19 protein-coding genes are annotated in these 22,677 nt (G+C 55.5%); 10 read left to right on the forward strand and 9 right to left on the reverse strand.

Going from position 1 to position 22,677, the window contains the following annotated elements:
* The first annotated feature begins 208 nt into the window (after positions 1 to 208).
* Complete coding sequence (locus SADFL11_RS21180; RefSeq protein WP_167579017.1) at positions 209 to 796, forward strand: TetR/AcrR family transcriptional regulator; 588 nt, start codon at positions 209 to 211, stop codon at positions 794 to 796.
* On the opposite strand, the gene SADFL11_RS21185 is transcribed toward SADFL11_RS21180, so the two are convergent.
* Positions 780 to 1,901, reverse strand: coding sequence for an ATP-dependent DNA helicase (locus SADFL11_RS21185; RefSeq protein WP_008196598.1), 1,122 nt, complete (start codon positions 1,899 to 1,901; stop codon positions 780 to 782). The two genes, SADFL11_RS21180 and SADFL11_RS21185, sit on opposite strands and share 17 nt — an antisense overlap.
* Before the next feature lie 536 nt (positions 1,902 to 2,437).
* Between SADFL11_RS21185 and SADFL11_RS21190 the strand changes: the two genes are divergently transcribed.
* Together SADFL11_RS21190 and SADFL11_RS21195 are read left to right on the forward strand one after the other, a co-directional pair.
* On the forward strand, positions 2,438 to 3,364 hold the full coding sequence (locus SADFL11_RS21190; protein WP_050776150.1) for a fatty acid desaturase: 927 nt from the start codon (positions 2,438 to 2,440) through the stop codon (positions 3,362 to 3,364).
* Positions 3,361 to 4,188 carry a phosphate/phosphite/phosphonate ABC transporter substrate-binding protein gene (locus SADFL11_RS21195; protein ID WP_008189321.1) on the forward strand — a complete coding sequence of 276 codons (828 nt, stop codon included), beginning with the start codon at positions 3,361 to 3,363 and terminating at the stop codon, positions 4,186 to 4,188. Before SADFL11_RS21190 ends, SADFL11_RS21195 begins: the two co-directional genes overlap by 4 nt.
* Before the next feature lie 16 nt (positions 4,189 to 4,204).
* Here SADFL11_RS21195 and SADFL11_RS25720 read toward each other — a convergent pair whose 3' ends face one another.
* Positions 4,205 to 4,339, reverse strand: coding sequence for a hypothetical protein (locus SADFL11_RS25720; protein WP_008194590.1), 135 nt, complete (start codon positions 4,337 to 4,339; stop codon positions 4,205 to 4,207).
* 170 nt (positions 4,340 to 4,509) lie between these two features.
* On the opposite strand from SADFL11_RS25720, the gene SADFL11_RS21200 reads away from it, so the two are divergent.
* Both SADFL11_RS21200 and SADFL11_RS21205 read left to right on the forward strand, forming a co-directional pair.
* A complete protein-coding gene (locus SADFL11_RS21200) occupies positions 4,510 to 5,421 on the forward strand; it encodes a LysR family transcriptional regulator (RefSeq protein WP_008195926.1) in 912 nt (303 codons plus the stop codon).
* A 104-nt stretch (positions 5,422 to 5,525) separates the two neighbouring features.
* Positions 5,526 to 5,822, forward strand: a complete 297-nt coding sequence (locus SADFL11_RS21205; RefSeq protein WP_008190700.1) for a hypothetical protein — start codon at positions 5,526 to 5,528, stop codon at positions 5,820 to 5,822.
* 19 nt (positions 5,823 to 5,841) lie between these two features.
* Here the strand turns inward: SADFL11_RS21205 and SADFL11_RS21210 are convergent, their stop codons facing one another.
* The 3 genes from SADFL11_RS21210 to SADFL11_RS21220 all read right to left on the reverse strand — a co-directional run bounded on the left by SADFL11_RS21210 (position 5,842) and on the right by SADFL11_RS21220 (position 11,353).
* Positions 5,842 to 7,218 (reverse strand): M24 family metallopeptidase, encoded by a 1,377-nt coding sequence (locus tag SADFL11_RS21210; protein WP_008189764.1) that lies wholly within the window; start codon positions 7,216 to 7,218, stop codon positions 5,842 to 5,844.
* A 53-nt stretch (positions 7,219 to 7,271) separates the two neighbouring features.
* Positions 7,272 to 9,707, reverse strand: a complete 2,436-nt coding sequence (locus tag SADFL11_RS21215; protein ID WP_008194572.1) for a GcvT family protein — start codon at positions 9,705 to 9,707, stop codon at positions 7,272 to 7,274.
* 62 nt (positions 9,708 to 9,769) lie between these two features.
* On the reverse strand, positions 9,770 to 11,353 hold the full coding sequence (locus SADFL11_RS21220) for a trimethylamine methyltransferase family protein (protein WP_008191758.1): 1,584 nt from the start codon (positions 11,351 to 11,353) through the stop codon (positions 9,770 to 9,772).
* Between the two features lie 253 nt (positions 11,354 to 11,606).
* Here SADFL11_RS21220 and SADFL11_RS21225 point away from each other — a divergent pair, with 253 nt between their 5' ends.
* Positions 11,607 to 12,527 (forward strand): aminoglycoside phosphotransferase family protein, encoded by a 921-nt coding sequence (locus tag SADFL11_RS21225; protein ID WP_008192653.1) that lies wholly within the window; start codon positions 11,607 to 11,609, stop codon positions 12,525 to 12,527.
* 59 nt (positions 12,528 to 12,586) lie between these two features.
* Positions 12,587 to 13,651, forward strand: coding sequence for an ABC transporter ATP-binding protein (locus SADFL11_RS21230; RefSeq protein WP_040451007.1), 1,065 nt, complete (start codon positions 12,587 to 12,589; stop codon positions 13,649 to 13,651).
* Here SADFL11_RS21230 and SADFL11_RS21235 read toward each other — a convergent pair.
* The 3 genes from SADFL11_RS21235 to SADFL11_RS21245 are packed head-to-tail and all read right to left on the reverse strand — an operon-like array spanning position 13,643 to position 16,885.
* Positions 13,643 to 14,158, reverse strand: coding sequence for a GNAT family N-acetyltransferase (locus SADFL11_RS21235; protein ID WP_040451006.1), 516 nt, complete (start codon positions 14,156 to 14,158; stop codon positions 13,643 to 13,645). The genes SADFL11_RS21230 and SADFL11_RS21235 overlap by 9 nt on opposite strands.
* A gap of 24 nt (positions 14,159 to 14,182) precedes the next feature.
* Positions 14,183 to 15,898 carry an ABC transporter permease gene (locus SADFL11_RS21240; protein ID WP_008193617.1) on the reverse strand — a complete coding sequence of 572 codons (1,716 nt, stop codon included), beginning with the start codon at positions 15,896 to 15,898 and terminating at the stop codon, positions 14,183 to 14,185.
* A gap of 6 nt (positions 15,899 to 15,904) precedes the next feature.
* Entirely contained in the window at positions 15,905 to 16,885 is a 981-nt protein-coding gene (locus SADFL11_RS21245; RefSeq protein ID WP_040452548.1) for an ABC transporter substrate-binding protein, read from the reverse strand.
* Between the two features lie 241 nt (positions 16,886 to 17,126).
* On the opposite strand from SADFL11_RS21245, the gene gndA reads away from it, so the two are divergent.
* On the forward strand, positions 17,127 to 18,551 hold the full coding sequence (gene gndA, locus SADFL11_RS21250; RefSeq protein WP_008195137.1) for an NADP-dependent phosphogluconate dehydrogenase: 1,425 nt from the start codon (positions 17,127 to 17,129) through the stop codon (positions 18,549 to 18,551).
* 73 nt (positions 18,552 to 18,624) lie between these two features.
* Here gndA and SADFL11_RS21255 read toward each other — a convergent pair whose 3' ends face one another.
* Positions 18,625 to 19,365 carry an SDR family oxidoreductase gene (locus tag SADFL11_RS21255; protein ID WP_040452547.1) on the reverse strand — a complete coding sequence of 247 codons (741 nt, stop codon included), beginning with the start codon at positions 19,363 to 19,365 and terminating at the stop codon, positions 18,625 to 18,627.
* Positions 19,366 to 19,550: 185 nt separating this feature from the next.
* On the opposite strand from SADFL11_RS21255, the gene SADFL11_RS21260 reads away from it, so the two are divergent.
* Both SADFL11_RS21260 and SADFL11_RS21265 read left to right on the forward strand, forming a co-directional pair.
* Entirely contained in the window at positions 19,551 to 20,117 is a 567-nt protein-coding gene (locus SADFL11_RS21260; protein ID WP_167579019.1) for a TetR/AcrR family transcriptional regulator, read from the forward strand.
* A 650-nt stretch (positions 20,118 to 20,767) separates the two neighbouring features.
* Positions 20,768 to 22,459, forward strand: a complete 1,692-nt coding sequence (locus SADFL11_RS21265; protein WP_167579021.1) for an AsmA-like C-terminal region-containing protein — start codon at positions 20,768 to 20,770, stop codon at positions 22,457 to 22,459.
* Positions 22,460 to 22,677: the final 218 nt, after the last annotated feature.

Here is a 22,677-nt window from a genome sequence, read left to right on the forward strand (position 1 = left end):
CTGTTATTTGGTAGTTTCGACAGTGCTGAAAAGCGGATAATACTGCTTTGCGCGTTGGAAAACAAAGTGCGTGCGAAGAAAGTTGGTTCTTTGTGCTCACCGTCGGTTTGGGCGCCGACGTTATCAGCAGACAATGGCAAGTGGGGATGTGGGTGTGACAAGAGGCCGACCGAGGAAAACAGAAACGCAAGACGCGTTGCATGGCATCATGCGCGCCTTTTGGCAGAACGGCTACAAGGCGACATCCATGAACGATCTTGTCGGTGCCTCAGGGATGGCGAAGCCCAGCCTTTATGCTGCGTTCGGTGACAAGGAAGCGATGTTTGAAAAATCGCTTCTGCACTATTTCGACTGTTACGGCGATACCGTTTTCGGTCCCTTGATGAGGGCGGAAAAACACTACCTCATCGACATCCGGAACCTCATTCAGACCGTCGGATATCTCGCCGCGGACAAGGCTACTCCGCTTGGCTGTTTCCTTTTCAACGCACAGGTTGAAAACGCCTATGGAACTGAAAAGCACAAGGTTCTGTTGTCGGATCTGGGGCAGACGAGATACGAGGGCATCCGGACCCGCTTGTTGAAGGCCGTCGACTCTGGCGAGTTGGGAGACGACGCTGACATCGATGCCCTGGCGACCTACGTCGATGGTCAGCTTGGGGCCGTGTCCATTCTGGCTCGAACCGGGGCAAGCAAATTCCGGATAGACCAGTTCGTCGAAACCGCTGTAAAGGCGTTGCCTTCTGCGACACCGTTTGATTTCGACGATTTGCCGGAATTCACTTTACGACAGTGATCCGCTCGGCCGCACGGGTCACGGCTGTATAAAGCCAGCGGTCCCGGTGCTCACGGAAGGCCCAGCTTTCGTCAAACAGCACGACATCGTCCCACTGTGAGCCCTGGGCCTTGTGGACGGTGAGGGCATAGCCGTAGTCGAATTCGTCCGCCTTGCGCCGGATGGCGTATGGAATGCTCTCAGCTCCGTCTTCGAACATTGAAGGGAGCACTTTGACCTTGACCGCTGTCTTGATGAGCTCGTCTTCCGACACGACGTCGAAGCGCAAGGTGTTGCCGCGCGGCTGACGCAAACGTTTGACGGTCCAGAGGCCGCCATTCAGCAAGCCTTTGGTTTTGTCGTTGCGCAGACACACCAGCTTGTCGCCAACGGCCGGCATCGGAGTGGTGAAGTCCTTCAGTTCACGAATGCGGCTGTTGTACAGCCGCCGCGTCTTGTTGGTCCCGACCAAAACCTGATCGGCGGCAAGGATCTGATCCTTGTCTATCTGGCGGCGGTTGATCACCTTGCTCTCGCCAAAATCACCATATTCCAGTTTGCCGCCATCGCGGATGGTCATCGACATGCGAACAATGGGATTGTCTTGTGCCTGGCGGTGGACCTCCGTCAGCATAATGTCCGGCTCGGCTTCAGTGAAAAAGCCTCCGCCTTTTACAGGTGGCAGCTGCGCCGGGTCGCCCAGAACAAGAACAGGCGTTCCGAAAGACAGAAGGTCACGGCCAAGTTCCTCGTCGACCATCGAGCATTCGTCGATAACAATCAACCGGGCTGTCGCCGCTGCGCTGTCCCGCTTAATGGCAAACTGCGGGCCTGCGTCTTCTTCATCGTCATCGACCGCTTCTTCTTCCTTGGCGGAACGGGGGCGATAGATCAGGGAATGAATAGTGCCAGCGTCTTCACATCCTTTCTGGCGTAGAACATGTGCTGCCTTGCCTGTGAAAGCCCCAAAACAGACATCTCCGTCTATGTCTTCCGCCAGATGCCTCGCAAGGGTTGTCTTGCCGGTCCCGGCAAAGCCGAACAGTCTGAATACCTGCCGGTCGCCGCGTTTCAACCAGGCAGCGGCTTCCTTCAAGGCGGTGTCTTGTTGTGGCGACCAGGCCAAATCGTATCTCCGGGATTCTCTATCGAGTTGCCTCCATAGCCTGATTTGGCAGCTTGCGCCAAGGGTAAGCCCAGCTGGAACAGTCTTAGCTGAGTGCAGAGACTGCGCTGTCCGGCTATCGGAGCGTTGTTGCATTGATTGCCACTGGTTCCAATCGCAAGGTAGTAGCCTCCAACATCGCTGCAGTTGTAATTAGGTAGACAGTCGTCCGTGGCGTCGTACACGTCTGTGACACCCATCGATTGTTATGAAACGCCCGGACTCGGCAGTCTTTGGGAATAGCGATAAGCGTAGGTGAGAGCCCGATCGCTCAGGTCTCTGGATAATCGTTCGAACCGGCTTGCTGAGACAATCGCTTTTCGGTCATCGCAGGCGTGTCAATAATCAACAAATGAGATATTTATCATCAGTTTATTTTAAAAATTACACATTGTAGAATTTGTTCCCAAGTTTCCCGTTGAATGCAACGTGCCAACTCCGCATCCTCCCAGAACCATTTCGATTTTTCAAAATGTATCAGATATTTGGGGGAAAACGTGCCGCTTGGGAAATCCTGCGAGTGGCCGACTTTGGGGCTAATTATAGCGACCACGGCGGCTTGGACTTTGTTAATTTCATCCTATTCCGAGTGGGGAGGCTGGATCGTTTGCCCGCTGGCCGTCCTCCTTGTGACGCTTCAATCTTCCCTTCAGCATGAAGTCCTGCATGGTCATCCGACGCGCAATGCAGTTTTGAATGAGGCCCTGATCTATTGTTCTTTCGGGCTGTTTATCCCGTATCGCCGGTTCAAGATGCTGCACTTACGCCACCACAATGATGACCGGTTGACGGATCCCTATGATGACCCGGAGAGTTTTTACCTCTCTTGGGGAGACTGGCAGAAAATGCCCAAGGCCTTGCGAGTTGTATTGACCTTGAACAATACGCTTGCCGGTCGATTGTTGATTGGTCCGGCAGTGTCATTGGTCGGGTTCTATGGATCGGAAATTCGGGCGGTAGCGTCCGGAGACAAGCGTGTTGCACGAGCCTGGGCGCATCATGTGGCGGGCCTTGTTCTAGTCCTGGCGTTCGTATCGATTGTTGGCGGCATCCCCCTCTGGTTCTACGTATTAGCAGTGGCCTATCCCGGAATGAGCTTGTTGATGTTGCGCACCTACGCAGAGCACAGGGCTCACGAAAGTGCCGAGGCGCGATCTGTGATCGTAGAGTTTTGCCCTCTGTTTTCGCTGCTCTTCTTGAACAACAATCTGCATGTCGTGCACCATTCACACCCACGGGCGCCCTGGTATACGCTTCCAAAGTTGTACCGTGATGCTCGGGACGAATGGCAGGTGCGCAATCAGGGGTATGTGTTCAAGAGTTATCTGGAAATGGCCAAAGCCTTTCTGTTCAAGGTCAAGGAACCTGTCCCGCATCCTCTCCATCGCACTGTGAATGCTGACCGGGCAGTGCCACCGTCATGACCCATGGAAAATTCCGGCCGGTTCGATTGCCGATGTACGATTGGCCGGAAGTGGCCGATGAAACCCGAGACCTGGAGGCAGCGCTTACGGATGAGATCTGTAGCGCGCTCGCCATCGCTCCGTCTGATTTGGAGCCGTGGGATCCAGAAGTCGGTCTTTACGATTTGTGGAACGATCCGGCCTTGCTTCTCGCACAGACCTGCGGGTATCCGCTCACCCACAAACTGGCTGGAAAGGTCCATCTTCTGGGCGCGCCGAACTACCTGGCCACTGGATGCACTGGCGCGAAGTATTGTAGTCAGATCGTGGTCGCGAAAAACGGCACATTTCAATCATTGGCCGATCTGAAAGGGGCGCGCGCTGTCTTCAACGGTCCGGACAGTCAATCTGGCATGAATGCGTTTCGAGATACCATCGCACCAACGTCGGATGGGTGCCCCTTCTTTGCAAGCGTCGCAGAGAGTGGTGGTCACTTGGCGTCGATGGATGCTGTTGCCAACGGGCGTACAGATGTTGCTGCCATTGATGCAGTGTGCTGGGCCCTTGCTGAACAAGAAAAGCCTGGTCTTGCCAACCAGTTGCGCGTTCTGGCGCAAACCGCGCAGGCTCCGAGTTTGCCGTTCGTAACCTCGACGCATCTGGGCACGGAAACACATGCGGAGATATGTGCGGCAGTGTCGCGTGTTCTTTCAAATCCGCAGACAGAAAAAAGCCGCAAACGCCTTCGCATTTGCGGCTTTTCAAAACTGTCTTTGGCTGACTATCAAATCATCCTGGATATGGAAGCTGATGCAAGGGCGCGAAACTACTCCGTCCTTGCCTGATGCTTCCACCCGGCGATTAGCGGCCGCGAATACGAGCTTTTTCTGCTTCGCCCAGACGCAGGGTCTGGTTCATACGGGCGAGTTCAGCAGCGGAGCGGCCGGAGACAACACCCATGAGGTTGGTGCCGAGGGCTTGTGCAAGATAGGTCATGGTCTTCCCAATCCTGAGTTCAGTTTGAAGTTTGATTTTGAAAATGCGGTCCGCTGCTTAAATAACGGGCCGCTTGACTGCTATATGGGCATAACTTGCGGTTCAATCAATCGAATAGTATTCATTGGTTCGTTCAAAAAAATTGAACACAGAAAATCCGGAATTCACCAATGAAAAAATTGCCAGGTACGGGAACTGAACTGATCGATATGGATCTTTATCGAACGTTCCTTGTTATCGCTGAAACATCCAGTTTTTCAAAGGCATCTGACCTAATTGGCCGGACACCATCTGCCGTTTCCATGCAAATTAAGAAGCTGGAAACCATTCTCGGCGTTGCAGTTTTTGCAAGGGAGGGTCGCGCTGTGCGGTTAACTCCAGAAGGTGAGGCATTGCTGGGATACGCTCGCCGGATATTGATGTTGAACGAAGAGGCTGTGAGCCTGTTTGTTTCGCCATCTGTCGAGGGTGAAGTGCGGTTCGGCGCACCGGCGGATTTTGGGACACGATTCTTGCCAAATTTCCTGTCCCGCTTTGCCCGGTCTCACCCCGGCGTGAATGTCGACGTGCATCTGGATGGCAGTTCGGCCTTGGACGATAAAATCCGCAAGGGCGAGTTGGATCTAGTGCTGTCAACAGTCCGTCCTGGAGTACCGATGCCAACGGGAACGGATGTTGTCTTTTCCGAACCACTTGTTTGGGTGGGTTTGGAGGGTGGGATCGCCTACGACCGGGACCCGCTTCCATTGGCTGTGTCGACCCCTGGGTGTCCGTGGCGGCGTGCGGCCCGGATTGCGCTAGACGGAGCCCAGAAACCCTATCGCATCTCTTACACAAGCTTTCACAGCGCGGGGCAGGAGGCCGCTTTGTTAGCTGATCTCGCAGTTGCACCGTTTCCGGCCAGTGTTGTTGAGCCACCTCTGCAAGTCCTGGATGATCGTCACGGACTGCCTAAGATCGGTGACTATCATATTGTAATGAAGCAGCGTCCGCGCGCTGGGCGCGCAACCCACGCTTTTGCCGAGCATGTGGAGGAATGCTTCAAAGAAATCACGCTTGGCGGTGCGCTCGCATCTGGATGACATTAACCATAAAGTTAACAGATCGTAAAAACACATCGCCACATGGTTAACAAAGAGTTACTCTTTCGCATAATGCATATCGTTTTCAGCGAAGAGGCGCTCAAATGAATATCCTGACAAAAACTTTTGTCGCAGCGGCGGCGATCGTTGTTGCCGGATCGGCTTATGCGGGCGACACAACCCGTATTCTTCATGACGAGCCGTATGGCGCCATCGTGACCAAGGAAGCGGGCGTGTTGGTTTTCCGCGGTCTACCGCCAACCCGAAAGGTGATTATTAATCCAGGTGGCAAGACGCCACTGGAGCTCCGGCAAACAGAAATCAATGAGACCAACGTGGTCGTCATGAGCCAAGATGACTATGTCCGCGGACTTGGTGCCAAGATTGTCCGTCTGAAGTAGTCTTGGTTGGAATAGGCCGTCAGATCTGACGGCCCATCAACCGGGCATCGTACGGATACGTGCTGAGGCGTTCGTAGCCAGTTTCTGTAATGAGCAGTTGCTCCTCCAGCTTTACGCCTTCATGTCCGCCGTGGCGGCCAACATAGCTTTCCACACAGACCACCATCCCAGGTACCAATACCCCATCATAACCACCGCTTGCCCAGTCTGCGGGGTAGGGGACTGCCGGGTATTCATCACACAGGCCAACACCGTGAAACAGAACCGAGTACCGGTTCGCCTGATAGTCTTCCGGTAGGTTCTTGGCGCTGTGTGAAAGCTCATGGAAACTGCGCCCTGGTGCGAGCATTTCTATGTTCGCTTCAATCTGATCCACCGCCATTTGATAGAGCGATCTCTGCTCGTTGGTCGGTTGCCCGTCGCCGCAGAGCCATGTGCGGGAAATGTCGCAGCACATGCCGTAGGGCCCAACAAGATCGGTGTCGAAGGCGACCAACTCACCGGATTGGATTTCGCGCGCTGAGGCCTCTTGAAACCAGGGATTTGTGCGTGGGCCGGAAGCGAGCAAATGTGTTTCAATCCACTCGCCGCCGCGACGGATGTTTCCTGCATGCAGCAGTGCCCAAAGATCCCATTCAGTCATGCCGGGACGGAGGGCCGCTTCCATTTCCGACATTGCAGCTTCACAGGCAGCAATGGACCGGCGCATCGCCTTGATTTCGTCGGAGCATTTAACGGCACGGGCAAGTTCCATGACCTCTTCACCGTCATGCAGCTTTAAACCATGGCCTTGAAGTGCTGCAACGCCTTCCCGGCGGCATTTGTCGACGGCGATCCGCGCGTTTGGTCCACAATAAGTCTTGATCAGATCAGCCAGCTCATCAGCCCACTTCTGTGCGAGTTCCGCGGACCGCGGTCCCGATTCAAAATAGAACCAGGGCACACCGTGACGGACTTCATCAACGAGCATGTTGTGTGCGGACAGATGTTCGCAGTTGTGAAAGTCAAAGGCTATGACAGGGCCGTTCAGCGTCACAAGTGTGTAGCGCACCGCATTGTGAGTGCTCCAGACCTGCATGTTGGTGCTGTCGGTCGCATACCGAACGTTCAGCGGGTCACACAGAATGGCCGCGCTCAAGCCGAAGGACTGGAGTTGTTGGCGAATTCGTTGAAGCCGGTATTCCCGCACAGCATCCAGGTCAGGTGCTGCAAGGGCAAGCGCTGACCACTCTGTTTCTGCGAGCTCGCCATATCCAAGGACATGACGATTGAGCGCAGAAGCCTTTTCGGTCGCGTAGGCTGACAGTGCCTCGTATCCAGCTGCATCACCAGGATGATCGGGCAAGACGGCCGGCATGATTTTTCGCCGGTGCCGGCCAAAGTGTTCCGTATTCATGACCGCCTGTTCTCCTCCGCCAACTGGTCAATCCCGTAAATGCCGTGTCCCGCCTACATCCGCATGCGTTCCGCTTTGGGGTCGAACAATGGATCCGTGATGAGAGTGGCCTTGCGGCGTTCTCCGAGAATTTCGATCTCGAAGGCTCCGTCATCCGTGTTTACCGAAAACTCAGTGGGGACATAGCCCTGAGCCAAAGACTTCTGGACATGGTGTGCGTAGCCGCCCGATGTGATCCAGCCGATCACGTCGTTCCCGTGCCAGATAGGTTCATCGCCCATTACATCAGCATCAAGTGCATCTACTACGAAGGACACCCGGGATCGTTTCGGTCCATCCTCGAATTCCCGGCGGGCGGCTTCCTGGCCGATGAAGTTGTTTTTGCCGAGTTTCACAAAGCGGCCGAGATCGGCTTCGAATGGCCCATAAATCGGTCGGAACTCCCGGAACCAGGTCCCAAAGTTCTTTTCCAGGCGCATGGCGAGCAGCGCGCGCATACCAAAGTTTTGGATGCCGAACTCCGCCCCGGCCTCCATTAGAGCCGTGTAGACCTGACGCTCGTATTCCGGTGTCATCCAGATCTCGTAGCCGAGGTCACCGGTGTAGCTGATCCGATTGACCTTGCAGGGCGCATTGGCGACATCCATTTCGCGGAAGTCCATGAACCGGAAAGCGTCATTGGAGACATCGTCCCCGGCAACTTTCGCAAGGACATCGCGGGCTCTCGGACCTGCAATGGAAAGACCTACCAAGCTAAGATTGATGGCCTCAATCGCAACACTGCCATCATCCGGCAAGTGCTTTTCGAACCACCGCATGTGATAGACTTCGGCCTGACTTGACCCGAACATGTAGAATGTCTCGTCACTGGCGCGGACGATGGTGAAGTCGCCGATCAGCTTGCCGGCTTCGTTCAGCATCGGCGTCAGCACGATCCGTCCCACCTTCGGCATGGTGTTGGTCATCAGGTAGGACAGGTAGTCCTCAGCACCTGCGCCGGTTATCTTGTACTTGGCGAAGTTGGCGATTTCGGTAATGCCAACCCCGGTTCGTACCGCCCGGCATTCCTCTCCTATCGCGTCAAAGTCGTTGGACCGCCGGAACGAGACGACGTCTTCAGCCTTTTCGCCATCGGGAGCAAACCAAAGGGGAGTTTCGAGCCCCCAGCTGTCGCCCATCACAGCCCCTTGCGCCAACATCTTGTCGTAGAGCGGTGTTGTCTGGTGTGGACGCCCGGCGGGCAATTCCTCGTTCGGGAAGCGGATGCGGAACCGGCGGCTGTAGTTCTCCTGAACTTTCTTGTTTGTGTAGGCAAGTGTCGCCCAGTCGCCGTACCGGGCGACATCCATTCCCCAGATGTCGTAGCCCGGATCGCCGTCGATCATCCAGTTGGCAAGTGTCAACCCGACGCCGCCGCCCTGGCTGAAGCCGGCCATGACCCCGCAAGCAACCCAATAGTTCTTGAGACCCCGCACCGGGCCAACCAATGGATTGCCGTCCGGTGCGAAGGTGAAAGGCCCATTGATGATCTGCTTGATGCCGGCATTTTGTAGCGCCGGGAAATGCTCAAAGCCGACCTCTAGCTCCGGGGAGATCCGGTCAAGGTCCGGTGCCAGGAGCTCGTGCCCGAAATCCCACGGCGTCTCCTTCGGGCTCCAGGGACGGCAATTCTGCTCATAAGTGCCGAGCAGCATGCCCTTGCCTTCCTGCCGGGTGTAGATCTCACCGCCAAAATCAAGGACGCCAATCAGCTCCTTGCCGGTTGCCTCGTTATGCGCGACGACCTCGGGCATTTCATCGGTAAGCAGATACATGTGCTCCATGGCCAGCACCGGCAATTCTATACCGACCATGCGGCCGCATTCACGGGCCCAGAGACCGCCCGCGTTGACGACATGTTCAGCCCGGATGGTGCCTTTGTCCGTGATGACGTCCCAAGTACCTTCCGGGGTCTGCACCATCTCCTCGACCTTGGTGTGCCGATAGATCTCTGCGCCATTGATCCGCGCGGCCTTTGCGTAGGCGTGGGTGGTGCCGGAAGGATCGAGATGCCCTTCGATCGGATCCCACAAGGCGCCGATGAAGTATTTCTCATCGAGAATCGGAAACATCTTCTTGGCCTCAGAGACCGAGATCAGTTCCAGATCCATGCCGAGATACCGGCCTTTGGCCTGGGCGAGGCGTAGAAAATCCATCCGCTCGGGAGTGTCGGCCAGCATCACGCCACCGGTCAGATGCAAACTGCAGGACTGGCCGGAGATCTCTTCCAGTTCCTTGTAGAGATCGACTGTGTAGCTTTGAAGCTGGGAGACGTTCGGGTCACCGTTTAGGGTGTGAAAGCCGCCGGCTGCGTGCCAGGAGGAACCTGATGTGAGTTCGCTCCGTTCAACCAGGACCACGTCCGTCCAGCCAAGCTTGGTCAGGTGATAGAGCACACTGCAGCCAACGACACCGCCACCAATCACGACGACCTGAGTATGGGACTTCATTCTCAATTGCTCCAAAAAGTCAGTTTTATCCGCCTGAAGCGCGGCATGTCTAAATTGGCTCGTTAGAAGTCGGTTGGCGCGCCACCTTCTTCCTTGCGCTTTGCAACAAAGGCAGAAAGTTCTTCATCAATAGCGGGATCAAGTGCCGGGGCTTCGTAAGCCTCAAGTGCTTTCTTGTAGAGCGTGTTCGCCTTGTCGTAAGCGATCGGGCTCCCAGCTTCTTGCCACGTCTCATAATTGCGCCAATCGGAAACGATCGGAGCGTAGAATGCATCCTTGTAGCGCGCCTGAGTGTGCTCGGTTCCAAAGAAGTGGCCTGCCGGGCCCACGTCTCGGATGGCCTCAATGGCAAGCGCCTCTTCCGACACATCGAGGGGCGTCAGATATTCGGCCAGCATTTGCAGAAGGTCGATGTCCGTGATGAATTTCTCAAATCCGGCCGATAGACCACCTTCGAGCCATCCAGCGGCATGCTTGATCAGGTTGCCGCCGCCATTGATCGCGCCCCACTCTGACAATGTCGTTTCAAGTGCAGCCTGATAGTCTACCGTATTGGCCGCGCATACGCCGGAGGTGCGGAAGGGAAGGTTATAGCGCCGGGCAAGTTGACCGCTTACAAGAGCAGCCTTGATGTATTCTGGCGTTCCGAAGGCCGGTGCGCCGGATTTCATGTCCACATTCGACGTGAAACCGCCATAGACCATCGGCGCGCCGGGATTGACCATTTGGGTGAAGGCAATGCCCGCTAGTGCTTCGGCATTTTGGAGCGTCAATGCTCCTGCGACCGTTACTGGAGCCATCGCGCCGGCCAACGTGAATGGTGTCAAGACACTTACTTGTCCGGCCCGTGCCATTTCGATAAGGCCCTGGAGCATCGGCGTATCGAGCCGAAGCGGGGAGGAAGAATTGATGATCGTGATGACACTCGGGGTCTTACGGAACTCTTCTTCCGATAGCCCCATCGCGATGCGGGTCATCTCCAGGCCGTCGCGGTTTCGCTCCTTGCCGAGCGAATAGATGTGAAACACCTTGTCCATCAGGCGGATCATGTCGGACACACAATCCAGATGCCGGACAGAGGCGTGAATGTCGACCGGTTCGACCGGATACCCCATGACGCAGTGGATGATGTTGAAGAACTGCGCAAGCTTCAGGAAATTGCGGTAATCCGTCTGGTTGCCAGGGCGGCGCCCGCGCTCGCGGTCGACAGCATTCGGCGCACTTGCGACACATGAAAAGGCAATATGCCCGCCGCCAAGGGTCAAATTGTGCGCGGGGTTCCTGGCGTGGACAGTAAACTGCTCCGGCGTTTTTCCGACCAGCTCTTCAACCATGGCCCGGTCCATGCGAACCCGGTCTGATCCCGGTGTCACATCCGCACCGGCTGCCTTCAGGATTTCCTTCGCTTCCTCATGCAAGAAGTCGATGCCGATGTCTTCGAGCACCCGCATTGAAGCTTCGTGAATGGATTCCAGCTCATCAGCGGAGACAGCCTCGACAGGCTTGTAGATGTGGCGAGGTTGTTTGAATGGCTTTTGAGGGAAAAGCTCCGGGCCCCCCGCTTTGTCTCCACCACCGCGCCGGCGGCGGCCACGCCTCGTTGGCGCCGCTTCCGTGGTCTCAACAAGATCGAGCTGACTGGACATGGCGAGACACCTTTCCGTGGCCGTATACGCAGAGCGTGAAAGACTTTGGGGTCGTGAGCAGATGTCTGCCCAAACCTGTCGTTCAACCTTAATCGAGAGGGCTATTTTTTTACGGCGTCTCAGAACGACGGCAGTTGCCACTTTCGCGACATTTCGAGAACCGGCGGTCAATCGGGTCTGTCCGGCTATTGACGAAGCTTGACGTCTGCGTTGCAAAGGCTTCAAAAAATGAATTGGATTTTGAAGGTGTTGCGTGACTGACAGAATGACCGACGCTGAATTGCTGGACTTTTTGCAAGGCCGCTATCCGTTCGGTGATCTGAGCGGAGCGCGGCTACGACCTCTTCCGAGTTCCTACACACACCGGTTTTGGCGCCTGCGAACGCGCGAGCGGGATTACGTCATCAAGGAGTATTTTCCGGGCCTTGAGAACAATCCACTCTACCCGACGCTGCCCCAGGAAGAAGCGACTGCCCTGACTTTGCTGGAACGTCATCGATTGGCACCGCGTTTGGAATGTTTTCTGGATAGTCCAGCTGGATCGCCTTTGGTGATTTATGGATATGAACGCGGCTCGGAAGCTGAAATTGATGTGCGTGATGCAGCTCAATTGCTCGGACGCTTTGCAGCTTTGGAGCTTGCACCTGAGGACATCAGTATGGTGCCGTCTGGGTATCATCAGGTGCTCGCTCACGCTGATGCTATTTTGGGCAAGATTCCGAACAGTCGCCGGGCCGCCAATTTGAAACGCCTCCGACCTCAAGACAGTGCCATCAAAGTATCTGCCGCGCCGCAGTGCACCCTGATTCACAGGTCCCTTTGCCTCGGTACAGTCCAAATGACGGCGGCCGGACCCGCTCTGATCGATTGGCAATATGCTGGTCTCGGAGATCCCGTTGAAGATATCGCTTGTTTTCTCTCCCCCGGTCTCCTCACGCTCTATGGCCTGAAGCCACTCGTCCTTTATGCCGAGGACCTGTTTTTGGAGCATTATCCGGACCGCACGATTGTTGATCGTTTCTTGGCTGAACGATCCGCCTACCATTGGCGATTGGCCGCATATTGTCTGTTTCGGCAGGAAACCTTGACCCACGAAAATGCACCGGCCTCACGTGCCTATGCACGTGCCCTGGAGGAAGAGGTCGACCTTCTCCTCAGACTGCGCGGAAAGTGAACAAAGCGGCCATGAATGGGTGTAATCCGGCTGTCATAGGAAGCCGGTAACGGGGTCCTATGTCTATTGAAATTGCGTCCGTTACCAAGTCGTTCGGGTCACACAAAGCTCTGAAGGACGTATCTCTCTCGATCCCGGATGGCACATTCTTCGTTGTGCTTGGCCCGTCTGGTTGCGGCAAGTCCACTCTGTTGCGTACGATCGCAGGACTGGAGCCCATCGACAGTGGAGAAATCGCGCTGGGCGGCGAGACAGTCGCTCGAGACGGGTACCATTTGGAGCCAGAGCGGAGGAAAACTGGCGTCGTGTTCCAGTCGTACGCTCTCTGGCCGCACATGAGCGTTGCTGCAAATGTCGCCTTTCCAATGGAAACGGCTGGGTTGAAAACGGCTGACATCAAATCGCGCACCAATGAACATCTTGCCACGGTGGAATTGACGGCGTTTCGCGACCGCAAACCGGCCGATCTTTCCGGCGGGCAGCGCCAGAGGGTTGCACTCGCCCGCTGTTTGGCGCAAGGCGCAAAAACAGTGTTGATGGACGAGCCGCTCGCAAACCTTGATCCGCACTTGCGCGGTGCCATGGAGGAAGAGCTTGCCGCGTTTCACAAGGCCAGTGGCGCAACGACGCTGTTTATCACCCATGATCAGCGCGAAGCGATGGCTCTCGCCGATCAGGTCGCGGTTATGTGGGACGGCGAAATCTTGCAGGTTGCCGAGCCGGATGTGCTTTATCGGCGCCCCACATCGCGGCGGGTTGCCGGTTTTATCGGGCGCAGCAGTCTGGTTGGCGTTGAGGTCAACCACGTTGAAGCTGGCTATGCGAATGTCACGCTTGCCGCGCACCGGATCGACGTGGATTGCCCTAATGATACCAGAACCGGTTCGGCAACGTTGATGCTGCGGCCCGAACACCTGGTGCCATCTGTTGGTGGGCACGGTCTTAAAGCAAACGTTGAGAGAACGATTTACCGCGGCGGTTTCTGGGAGGTTTTTGTGGCCATCGAAGGGCTTACAGAGCCATTGCTAATGACCCTCAATCGCCCGGCTGCGCCCGGTGAAACTCTGTTTCTGGACATTCTCCGCGGATGGATATTACCTGAGCAATTGGCCTTCTCAAGTTAGCGTTTTGCGCATGGCGCAGCGTTGTTCGGGCATGGGTAATCCGCGGCCGAGTTCTTCTGCGAGGATACTGCCGAGCCGTCCATCACACTCTTTGGGCTTCAGGATCTGGAACCCCAGTCTTTCATAAAACGGCGCATTCCAGGGCACGTGCCTGAATGTCGTTAATGTCATTTCTGACAGTCCGAGCGCTCTTGCATCGGCTTCAGCGTGTTCCATCAGCGCTTTGCCGACCCCCGTCTTCTGGTAATCGGAATGGACGGAAATCTCATAGACATGCAGAGCGGTGTCTTCAGGGATCGCGGCCAGAAAGCCGACCTGTTGTCCGTCATCTGTTTCCGCGGTCCAGCTTGTGCCTGGTTCGATTGCAGACAACTGCTGTTCGTCGGTCGCGCAGCTGTCATCCGCGAAGGTTTCCAATCCTTCGATTGTCAGAAAGACTTTGCTGGCGGAAATCTCCACGGTCTGAAGAGCTGATATATCGCTTTTGTGCGTTTTTCTTATTCTCAAATCTCACACTTTCCAAGGCTGATACTAGTCCTTCCAGGGGATCGTTCCAGAGGGCACCCGTTTAGCCAGACCGTTCATGCCGAGCATGACTAAAATTGTTGCCAGAACAACCACTACAGACATGGCTGCTGCGAGCGTTGTGTAACCACCGTCTTCGTAATTGAAAATGGTGGTCCCGATTGTCTCGTTTCCCGTTGACCACAGCAGTGCCGAGACGGTGACCTCGTTGTAGGCAGTGAGGAACACCAGAATGGCGCCGGAAGCTGCGGACGGCGCAACAAGCGGCGCAAATACGCGCCGGATTCTCCGGAAAAATCCTGCGCCGGATACACGGGCGGCGTCTTCGAGCGACCTATCCATCTGCACAAAGGCAGCTGCAACGGGTTTTAATCCGACCGCGAGAAAAGCGGAGATATAGGCAATCAAAATGATCCAGAGCGTGTTGTAGAGGGAGATGTTCAAGAACGGCAGGGGATGGATGAACGCCAAAATAAAGGCGATGGACATGACCAGACCTGGCACGGCAAAAGCGATCTCCGCCTGTGCGGCCGTTGCGGTCCCTGTACGGCGATAAGCTTTGTATCGGTGACTGACGAAGTAGCCCAAGAAGATGCTGATGACCGCGATGACGCCCGCTGCGATAGCGGCAATCAGCGTCGAATTCGCAAAGGCTCTCAGCGTCACAGACTGACGCCAGAGAACTTCCGCGAAATTGTCCAGATTCAAGGTGCTTGATGAAAGTGGGAGCCCGTATGTCTTCACCAAAGAAGTCGCCAAAAGCGAAGCTGCGGGAAGCAACAAAACCAGGCCAACAAAACTCCATAGACCCACTTCTACCCATATGCGTTTTGAGCCAAGCGAGATTGCCAACGGGTCCTGCGGCAGGCCAATGAGGCTGGCGCGCATTCGTCTTTGCAAAAACCCCTGTATCAGAAGGGCCGCAAGAGCCACCATCGCCAGGATGACCGAAATGACAGCGACATTCGGGAGGACATCCGGGCCGAAACTCGCCAGCCGTCTCCAGATCAGGACAGGCAGCGTCGTATAGCGCGCCGGAATGCCGATCAGCGCGTTGATGCCGAAGTTTCCAAGCGCTGCGATAAACGCAAGAGCAAAGCCGGCGAGCAAAGCTGGTGCGAGGAGTGGCAGCGTAACTCTTGTCAGCAGGCGGAATGCTCCTGCGCCCGACACGCGCGCAGCATCAGACAATTCCCTCGGAAAGGACCGGAGCGCTGCCCGAACCAGCAGGAACACCAAGGGGCTGTGCTGGAGTGTCAGAAGAAGAACAAGACCCTCGCGTGAATAAAGCGGATGCGTAGAACCGATTTCGGGTGCCAGTCCAATCCACCGAAGCACCGGACTTGCCGGCCCTAGTGCCTGGATCCAGGCAATTGCCGTGACATGCGGCGGGATCATCATCGGCAGGAGGATCAAAAAGACGAGCAATCCCTTGGCGCGAACGTCTGTCAGTCCGACAACCAGGGCCAGAACTGTTCCCAAGACCGTCGCCGCGAGCGCCGACAAAAGGCTGCTTTCCATGGAGTGCCAAAGTGCCCTTTGGACAGACCGGCTGGATATGGCTTCTGCCAACGGCGTCAAAGCAAGCGCGCCGTCCTGGGTCAATCCGATCTTGAACACTAGGAGCAGCGGCAACCCACACAGGAGTGTCGCGCAGAGAAGCAAAATGGCGAGAGAGATCCTCTCGCCATTCAGCAGTTTTGAATTCTGGGCTTGCGCCATCAAGCCTTAGCCACCGAAGATCTCGGTGAACTTGATCTTGTTGGCTTGATCCTGCTCAAGGGCTTTTGCTGGATCGAAGTCCATCAGTTTGATCTGATCGCGCGCAGGGAAACCTTCCGGTGCTGCAACAGCCGGATGGGCTGGCAGATACCCTTGTGACGATGCCAGTTTCTGGCCTTCTTCAGAAAGAAGGAAGTCAACAAAAGCCTTGGCAGCGTCCGGGTTCTGGGCGGTGGACAGGATCGCAACCGGTTCGGTGACAGCGGAGACGCCTTCTTCTGGGAAAACGAACTCAACCGGAGCACCTTTCAGCTTTTCGCGGATGGGCAGGAAATCCACGACAAAACCATAGAGTTTTTCGCCGCCGGCGATGGCCTTGTAGGTGCCGCCGTTGCCGCCTTTCGGATTGGCGCCCTGATCTGCAAGGCCCTCGTAATAGGCCCAGCCGAGATCCGGGTTGGAGGTCAGAGCTGCCATGTGGATGGTAGCTGCACCGGATGTCAGCGGAGACGGCATGGCCAATTTGTCTTTGGCTTCCGGCTTCAGGAGATCCTTGTAGGAGGACGGCTTCATCGGTGCGTTGGTGTTGTAGACAATGCCGCTGGTGATCAGTTTGGTGGAGAAGTATGTCTTGTCATCGTCCATCAGAGCCGGATCATAGGCGGATACATCGGCGCCTTCGTGGGCCATCAAGCGGCCTTCCTGCTTCAGTCCTTCCATGGTGACCATATCCGCGATCAGAAGAACGTCCGGCTTTGGTGCGCCTGCCTCAATTTCCGTGCGCAGCTTGGCCATCATTTTTGTGGTGCCGTCGCGCACCCATTCGATTTCAACGCCCGGGTGTTTTGCGGTGAAAGCGTCGACCGTTGCCTGGGCGTCCTGGTTCGGCTGGGAGGTATAAAGAACCAGTTTGCCGGAAACATCGCCGGCAAATGCGGATGCGGTTGCACCGGCTAGAATGCCGGCAGCCATCAGGAACTTTTTCATGTCACGGATCCTTTTGCGAAAGGCCATAGGTGAATAACAGATGGCCTTGGCTATCAGGCTTGTGTGACAGATTTTTTTGTCTGCTAGGTAAATGTACGTGATTGGAGCCTTCGCCCTATCGGCGGATGACTGATAAAATACGCTCCGCCTAATTGACGATGACACCAGGAGATTGCTGATTGTCATGAGGTCGGCTATCACCACGTCAAATCGATATAAATAAAACTTGCGGGCACATTGCATGACAACTGACGGCGCTAATGCGGAAATCGGCCTGATCGGCCTGGGCACGATGGGTGGTAATCTGGCGCTCAATATCGCCGATAATGGTTTTCAGATTGCCGTGTTCAACCGGACACCGGAAAAAACCGATCAGTTCATGGAAAAGGCAGGTCCGCTGGCCGAGAAACTCTTGCCAAACAAGTCTCTCGAAGACTTCGTCGCGTCGATCTCTTCCCCGCGTGCCATTATTCTGATGGTTCCGGCAGGGGACGCCGTTGACGCCCAGATCGCGGCTCTTCGTCCGCTTCTGGAGGCGGATGATCTGATTATCGATGCGGGCAATGCCAACTACCACGATACGAATCGGCGGGCGCAAGAAGCTGGTAAGAAGGGACCCCGCTTCATGGGGATTGGAGTGTCGGGCGGCGAAGAGGGTGCGCGTTTCGGCCCGTCGATCATGGGCGGCGGCGACAAGTCCGCATGGGACCGTGTCGGGCATATTCTTGAGGCTATCTCGGCCAAGTATGAGGACGAGCCCTGCGCTGCATTCCTCGGAGCCGATGGTGCTGGCCATCTTGTCAAGACGGTGCACAACGGCATTGAATATGCCGACATGCAGATGATCGCCGAGGTCTATGGTGTGATGCGTGATGGCTTCGGTATGAGTGCAGCCGACGTGGGTGAGGTCTTTGACCGCTGGAATGGCGGGATACTGCAGTCGTACCTGATCGAAATCTCAGGGAAGGTCGCCAAGACGGCAGATCCGGAGACCGGCAAGCCGATGCTGGATATCATTCTGGACACCGCGGGTCAGAAGGGCACGGGCCGCTGGACAGCGATCGAGGCGTTGATGCTTGGCACGCCTGCCAGTGCAATCGAGGCTGCCGTTGCCGCACGCAACATGTCTGCAAGGCTTGGAGAGCGTGAAAAGGGCGAACAGGTGTTCGGCGCTGCGCCTCAGCGCATGGACAAGGATCTCATTGGTATTGACGCTCTGGAAGCTGCGCTCGTTGCCGGAAAAATCATCTGTTACGCACAAGGCTTCGGTCTCATTCTCGAAGCGGCAAAACAGTATGGCTGGGACATGCCGCTGCCGGAGATCGCCAGGATCTGGCGCAACGGCTGTATCATCCGCTCTGCCATGTTGAACGACATGTCGTCCGCACTGTCGGACGATGCGAGCCGCAACCTGATGCTGGCCCCGTTCTTCACCAAAAAACTGAAAGAAACGGAAGTAAAACTGCGCCAGGTCGTTGCGCAGGCCGCGCTTCATGGTCTGCCGGTTCCGGCCCTATCGGCGGCGCTGTCGTATTTCGACATTATGCGGACCCAGCGTTCGACAGCGAACATGCTTCAAGGCCAGCGCGACTTCTTTGGAGCCCACGGATTTGAACGTACTGACACAGACGGCGGTGGTTATCACGGTCCCTGGGCGATGGGCTAAGTCCGAATTATTGGGCCAGATTAAATACTAATGCTCGAGCGCGCCGATTAGCGCGCTCGAGTTTTTCGGTGCGTCAGGCAGGCAGATAGGTTTGACCAACAAACTTTGCCGTTGCATCCGGCGCTGCGAGGAATTGCTCATACAATTGCGTCGATGTCGGGTCTGGGAAGACATTCTCTTCCCCCCGTTCCAGAGCGTCGAGGATCTGCCGGACGACCTCCTGAGGCGAGGTTTTGTCAGTTTCAAACTTCTCCGCCATATCGGTGTCCACCGGTCCTGGGTAAACACCTACAACTTGCGTTCCCTGCTCTGCCAATTCAGCACGAAGGCCCTGCGTCAGCGAGTGTACGGCCGCTTTCGACGCGCTGTAGGTCCCCAAGACCGGGAAGTTCACGTGTGAAGCGATCGACCCGAGGTTGATGATTGCGCCTCCGCCGTTGGCTTTCAGGGTCGGAGCAAAGGCTTGGGACACATTCAAGGTTCCGAAATAGTTGGTCTCCATTTCAAAGCGCCCGAGATCTGCTGCATCCGGGTTTGTGAAGCTTGAGAAACCCGCGGTTCCCGCGTTGTTGATCAAAAGCGCCACATCCTTGTGCTTGGCCGCAGCGGCAATCTCTTCCGGTTTAGTCACATCTAGCTTGACTGGAATCACCTTGCCATTGCTCTCCGCAACAACATCACTCAGTGTTTCTGGCTGGCGCGCAGCTGCATAGACTTTTGCGGCACCGCGTTCGAGCAGCGCAGTGACGAACGCCCGTCCGATGCCCCGGTTCGCGCCAGTAACCAAGACGGCCTTTCCTTCAACTTTCGACATTTGCATACGTCCTCTGGTGGGAGATAGGATAAAGTACGATACGGTATTTTAATAAGCACTTGAAACCGGGATTCAAGACAATAAAATACGGATTGGTATTTTAATTTACGATCAAGCAGGGCAACCAGCACATGCCGAGAGGCCGGCCGAGAAAAATTGATCCCCAGGATGCGCTTAAAACCGCGATGCACACTTTGTGGGAGCAGGGTTATGACCGCACGTCCATGGCCGACCTTGTCTCCGCTACCGGAATGGCCAAGCCAGGCCTTTATGCCAACCTTGGTGACAAGGACGAGATTTTCCAAAAAGCTTTGCGGCTTTATCAGGAAGAAATTGGCGCGCCACTTATCAAAGATCTTGTGCACTCGCCCGACTCCCTGAAACAGAGTTTGCGCACCGCTTTGCGAGGGGTTCTTCACGCTCAAGAAGGGAGCGGGCTGCCCGAGGGCTGTTTCATCATCAACAATATCTTTTCTTGTTCGGCCCAAAGCGAGCATTTGAAACAGGCGCTGCAAGATCTCAATGTTGAACGGCGGAACGCTTTTCTGCTCCGTCTCAAGCGTGCCCAAACGGAATGCGAGCTGCCGGCTAGCACCGATATCAATGCAATTGCAGATTTTTTCGCGGGACAAGCCGCTGCCATTTCGTCCATGGCGCAGGCAGGCCTCTCGCCGACCGAGCTGGAAAGGATGATCGATGTCAGTTTGTCGGTGCTGCCAGCGGGTCCCGCGCGCGGGGGCGATCAAGGGTAAAATCTACGCTTTGGAGAGTTCTCAGTTGAAAGCGATACCTGTTTGATCTGTAATTGTCATGCGCACTCAGATCCCCCGGCGGGGGGCTGCAAGACAAGCGGTCTCCAAGATGGCAACAGGAACCCCGAAAGTGGCGGTCAGGCCTACCATTATAATTGTCCGGCGTGTTTTAGCCGGCTGTGTGGTCGGTCTGTTGGTATTGGCTGCCCTTGTGCTCTCGACTCTGAGCATGGCGTATTCGAGGCGTTCCGGCAATCCATTGCGAGCCGCATTTTGACGGAGCAGCTCAACCGGCAGGCTGAGGTGCAAGGTGCTGTCCAGATTAAATTTGGATCTCAGATGGTTGTGCGGATTGAGGATGCCGTTGTCGAGCGGTACAGCTAGCCAAAAGGGGGCATCGGAAGGTTCTTTGATTATGTCCGGTTTGATGCACCTTATCGACTTCTTTTGAGCGACTTATCCGGCATCTCCAATTTTGAAATGGCTGGCGCTGACATAGAATTGCTGGCGTCTCCGGGTGAGATCACCGAGGAGAAATTGCCTATTACCAGCTGCCTTCCGAACTTATCAATCTGCCGGTGTTTGCAGCACTGAAACTGACCGACGTTACTTTGCATTATCTGGGCGTCCAAAGCGGTTGGAACGAGCGTGTGAATATACGTTCGCTTACCATTGCTCCGTCAGATGAAGCCGAAACGCTCGATGTTGACCTGGATGCCGACTTGAACGGCACGCCGCTTCAAATTTCGGGTGAAATTGCCCGGCCACCTCATAACGGGCCATTGCAAAATGGCGCTTTTGAACTTGCACTGACGTTTCCCGGCATAGACTCCAAAATTTCCGGGAGGATCAATACCTCGACAGCCTACGCCGGTGTTGAGGGTGAGCTGGAATTGTCTTCAGGCTCGTTGGCTCAGGCATTGGCCTCTAGCGGATTGACCAGTGAAGTCGATGGCCAAGTCGATGCGTCTTGGAAGCTCTCCGGAACTCTTGAGTCGTTGTCGATTTCAGACATTGAGATCAATTTCACAAGCCGGCACTCCGACAAGGTGACGATAACGGGGGCGATTGAAAACGCTAACCTGGACCCGTTCGTAGATCTCTCGTTCAACGCGCTTTTGGCGCCGTTCGTGTCAGCTGAAAGCGAACTCGCAATTGAGATTTTGGCGCTGGCCGGCGAAATCTACGGTCCATTGAATGATCTGGCGATCCGCAATGCGCAAGTCAAAACCAATGCCGCTATCCTGGATATTGAGACGATCCGTCCAATCTCCGTGGGCCACATTGTTAAGTCCGAAGACGGCCGGGTAGGTTTACAAGAGCTGACTATCAACAATGGGACCGTTGGCGGTCCAAACCTCACACTTACCGGTCAGATCGATGATGTGATCGCATTGGACGGGATTACGCTTACCGGACGTTTCGAATATCCGGTGTCTTTTTTTCTCAATGCGAACAGAGAACCACTACCGGACCTTGGAACGCTCGCCGGGCAGATTGAGCTCAGCGATTCAGATAGCTGGTTTGCTCTCAACACATTTAAGGCAGCGGTTGAAGGCTCCGACCTGCTGGATTTCAGTTTTGATCTGACCGTGCCTGAACTACGCCGGGTCGATGAGCTCAAATTTGCGACCGAATTTGCAATACCAGATCCTGCAGCGGTGGTGGAGTTGGTATCAGGGGCAACTTCAGAGGCCATACCAGAGATCACATTCTCCGGACAAAGCAGCCTGCAATCGGGCGAACTCGGGTTTTTCGGTGAGTTTGTTTCCGGCAGCAGCGCCATCAAGGCCGATCTTAATGTCGGCCAAAAGCCTGAGACCTCCACATGGCTCTTGAGCGGAGATATTGGCTCTGAAGCTTTGAACCTATCGGAGTTATCGGGTCTCGCGCAACTTGCCGAGCTTGGTTTTGAAGGATCGGAGACCGGAATAGAAATCACTGACAGTGACGCATCCCAGTTTGCGGCCAGCATTCATGTCGCAGCGAAAAGCCTGGTCGCGGGCAAAAAGAAAGCAGGTGACATCTCGGCAAATGTTCACTTCGGGGACGAGGTTTTGAGCATTGTAGATTTGGCGTTGGCATATATCGGCGGACGGGTGGGCGGTGATCTCGGTTTTAACTTCAAAACAGAACCGCCGGTGGTTTCGATCAAGGGCCGGATGGAGAAGTTTCCGCTCAAAAATCTGATGAATGAGCTTTGCCTCACGGCGCCGATCAGCAGCACTGTCTACGCCAGTCTCGTTCTCCACGGAGAGACCCGCTCTCTGGATGCTTTTTTGGATACGTTGAACGGCAAAATGACGACTTCGCTGTGGGGGGACGTTTTCCGGACCGTTTGATCGAGCTGAGCGGTTTGAGTGTTTTCACTTGGCTGATGTCCGGTAACTCGGAACAAGGTGCCAAGCTGGTCTGTGCGGTTCTGCCTCTCCGGTTCAAATCCGGTAACGCGTCAGGCAACTCGCTGGTTGTCGAAACCGAAAATGTTCAGATTGTCGGAGGCGGCTCAGTCAACTTAAAAACGGCAATCTGGACTTGGCCTTTCTGCCGCGCGCGAAGA

The organism is Roseibium alexandrii DFL-11, from assembly GCF_000158095.2.
Taxonomy (GTDB): domain Bacteria; phylum Pseudomonadota; class Alphaproteobacteria; order Rhizobiales; family Stappiaceae; genus Roseibium; species Roseibium alexandrii.

Bases quoted from the DNA above. Each gene is read 5' to 3' on its own strand.
- SADFL11_RS21180 (WP_167579017.1), top strand. From the start codon at position 209: ATGCGCGCCTTTTGGCAGAACGGCTACAAGGCGACATCCATGAACGAT.
- SADFL11_RS21195 (WP_008189321.1), top strand. From the start codon at position 3,361: ATGACCCATGGAAAATTCCGGCCGGTTCGATTGCCGATGTACGATTGG.
- SADFL11_RS25720 (WP_008194590.1), bottom strand. From the start codon at position 4,339: ATGACCTATCTTGCACAAGCCCTCGGCACCAACCTCATGGGTGTTGTC.
- SADFL11_RS21200 (WP_008195926.1), top strand. From the start codon at position 4,510: ATGAAAAAATTGCCAGGTACGGGAACTGAACTGATCGATATGGATCTT.
- SADFL11_RS21205 (WP_008190700.1), top strand. From the start codon at position 5,526: ATGAATATCCTGACAAAAACTTTTGTCGCAGCGGCGGCGATCGTTGTT.
- SADFL11_RS21210 (WP_008189764.1), bottom strand. From the start codon at position 7,218: ATGAATACGGAACACTTTGGCCGGCACCGGCGAAAAATCATGCCGGCC.
- SADFL11_RS21215 (WP_008194572.1), bottom strand. From the start codon at position 9,707: ATGAAGTCCCATACTCAGGTCGTCGTGATTGGTGGCGGTGTCGTTGGC.
- SADFL11_RS21220 (WP_008191758.1), bottom strand. From the start codon at position 11,353: ATGTCCAGTCAGCTCGATCTTGTTGAGACCACGGAAGCGGCGCCAACG.
- SADFL11_RS21230 (WP_040451007.1), top strand. From the start codon at position 12,587: ATGTCTATTGAAATTGCGTCCGTTACCAAGTCGTTCGGGTCACACAAA.
- SADFL11_RS21240 (WP_008193617.1), bottom strand. From the start codon at position 15,898: ATGGCGCAAGCCCAGAATTCAAAACTGCTGAATGGCGAGAGGATCTCT.
- SADFL11_RS21245 (WP_040452548.1), bottom strand. From the start codon at position 16,885: ATGAAAAAGTTCCTGATGGCTGCCGGCATTCTAGCCGGTGCAACCGCA.
- gndA (WP_008195137.1), top strand. From the start codon at position 17,127: ATGACAACTGACGGCGCTAATGCGGAAATCGGCCTGATCGGCCTGGGC.
- SADFL11_RS21255 (WP_040452547.1), bottom strand. From the start codon at position 19,365: ATGTCGAAAGTTGAAGGAAAGGCCGTCTTGGTTACTGGCGCGAACCGG.
- SADFL11_RS21260 (WP_167579019.1), top strand. From the start codon at position 19,551: ATGCACACTTTGTGGGAGCAGGGTTATGACCGCACGTCCATGGCCGAC.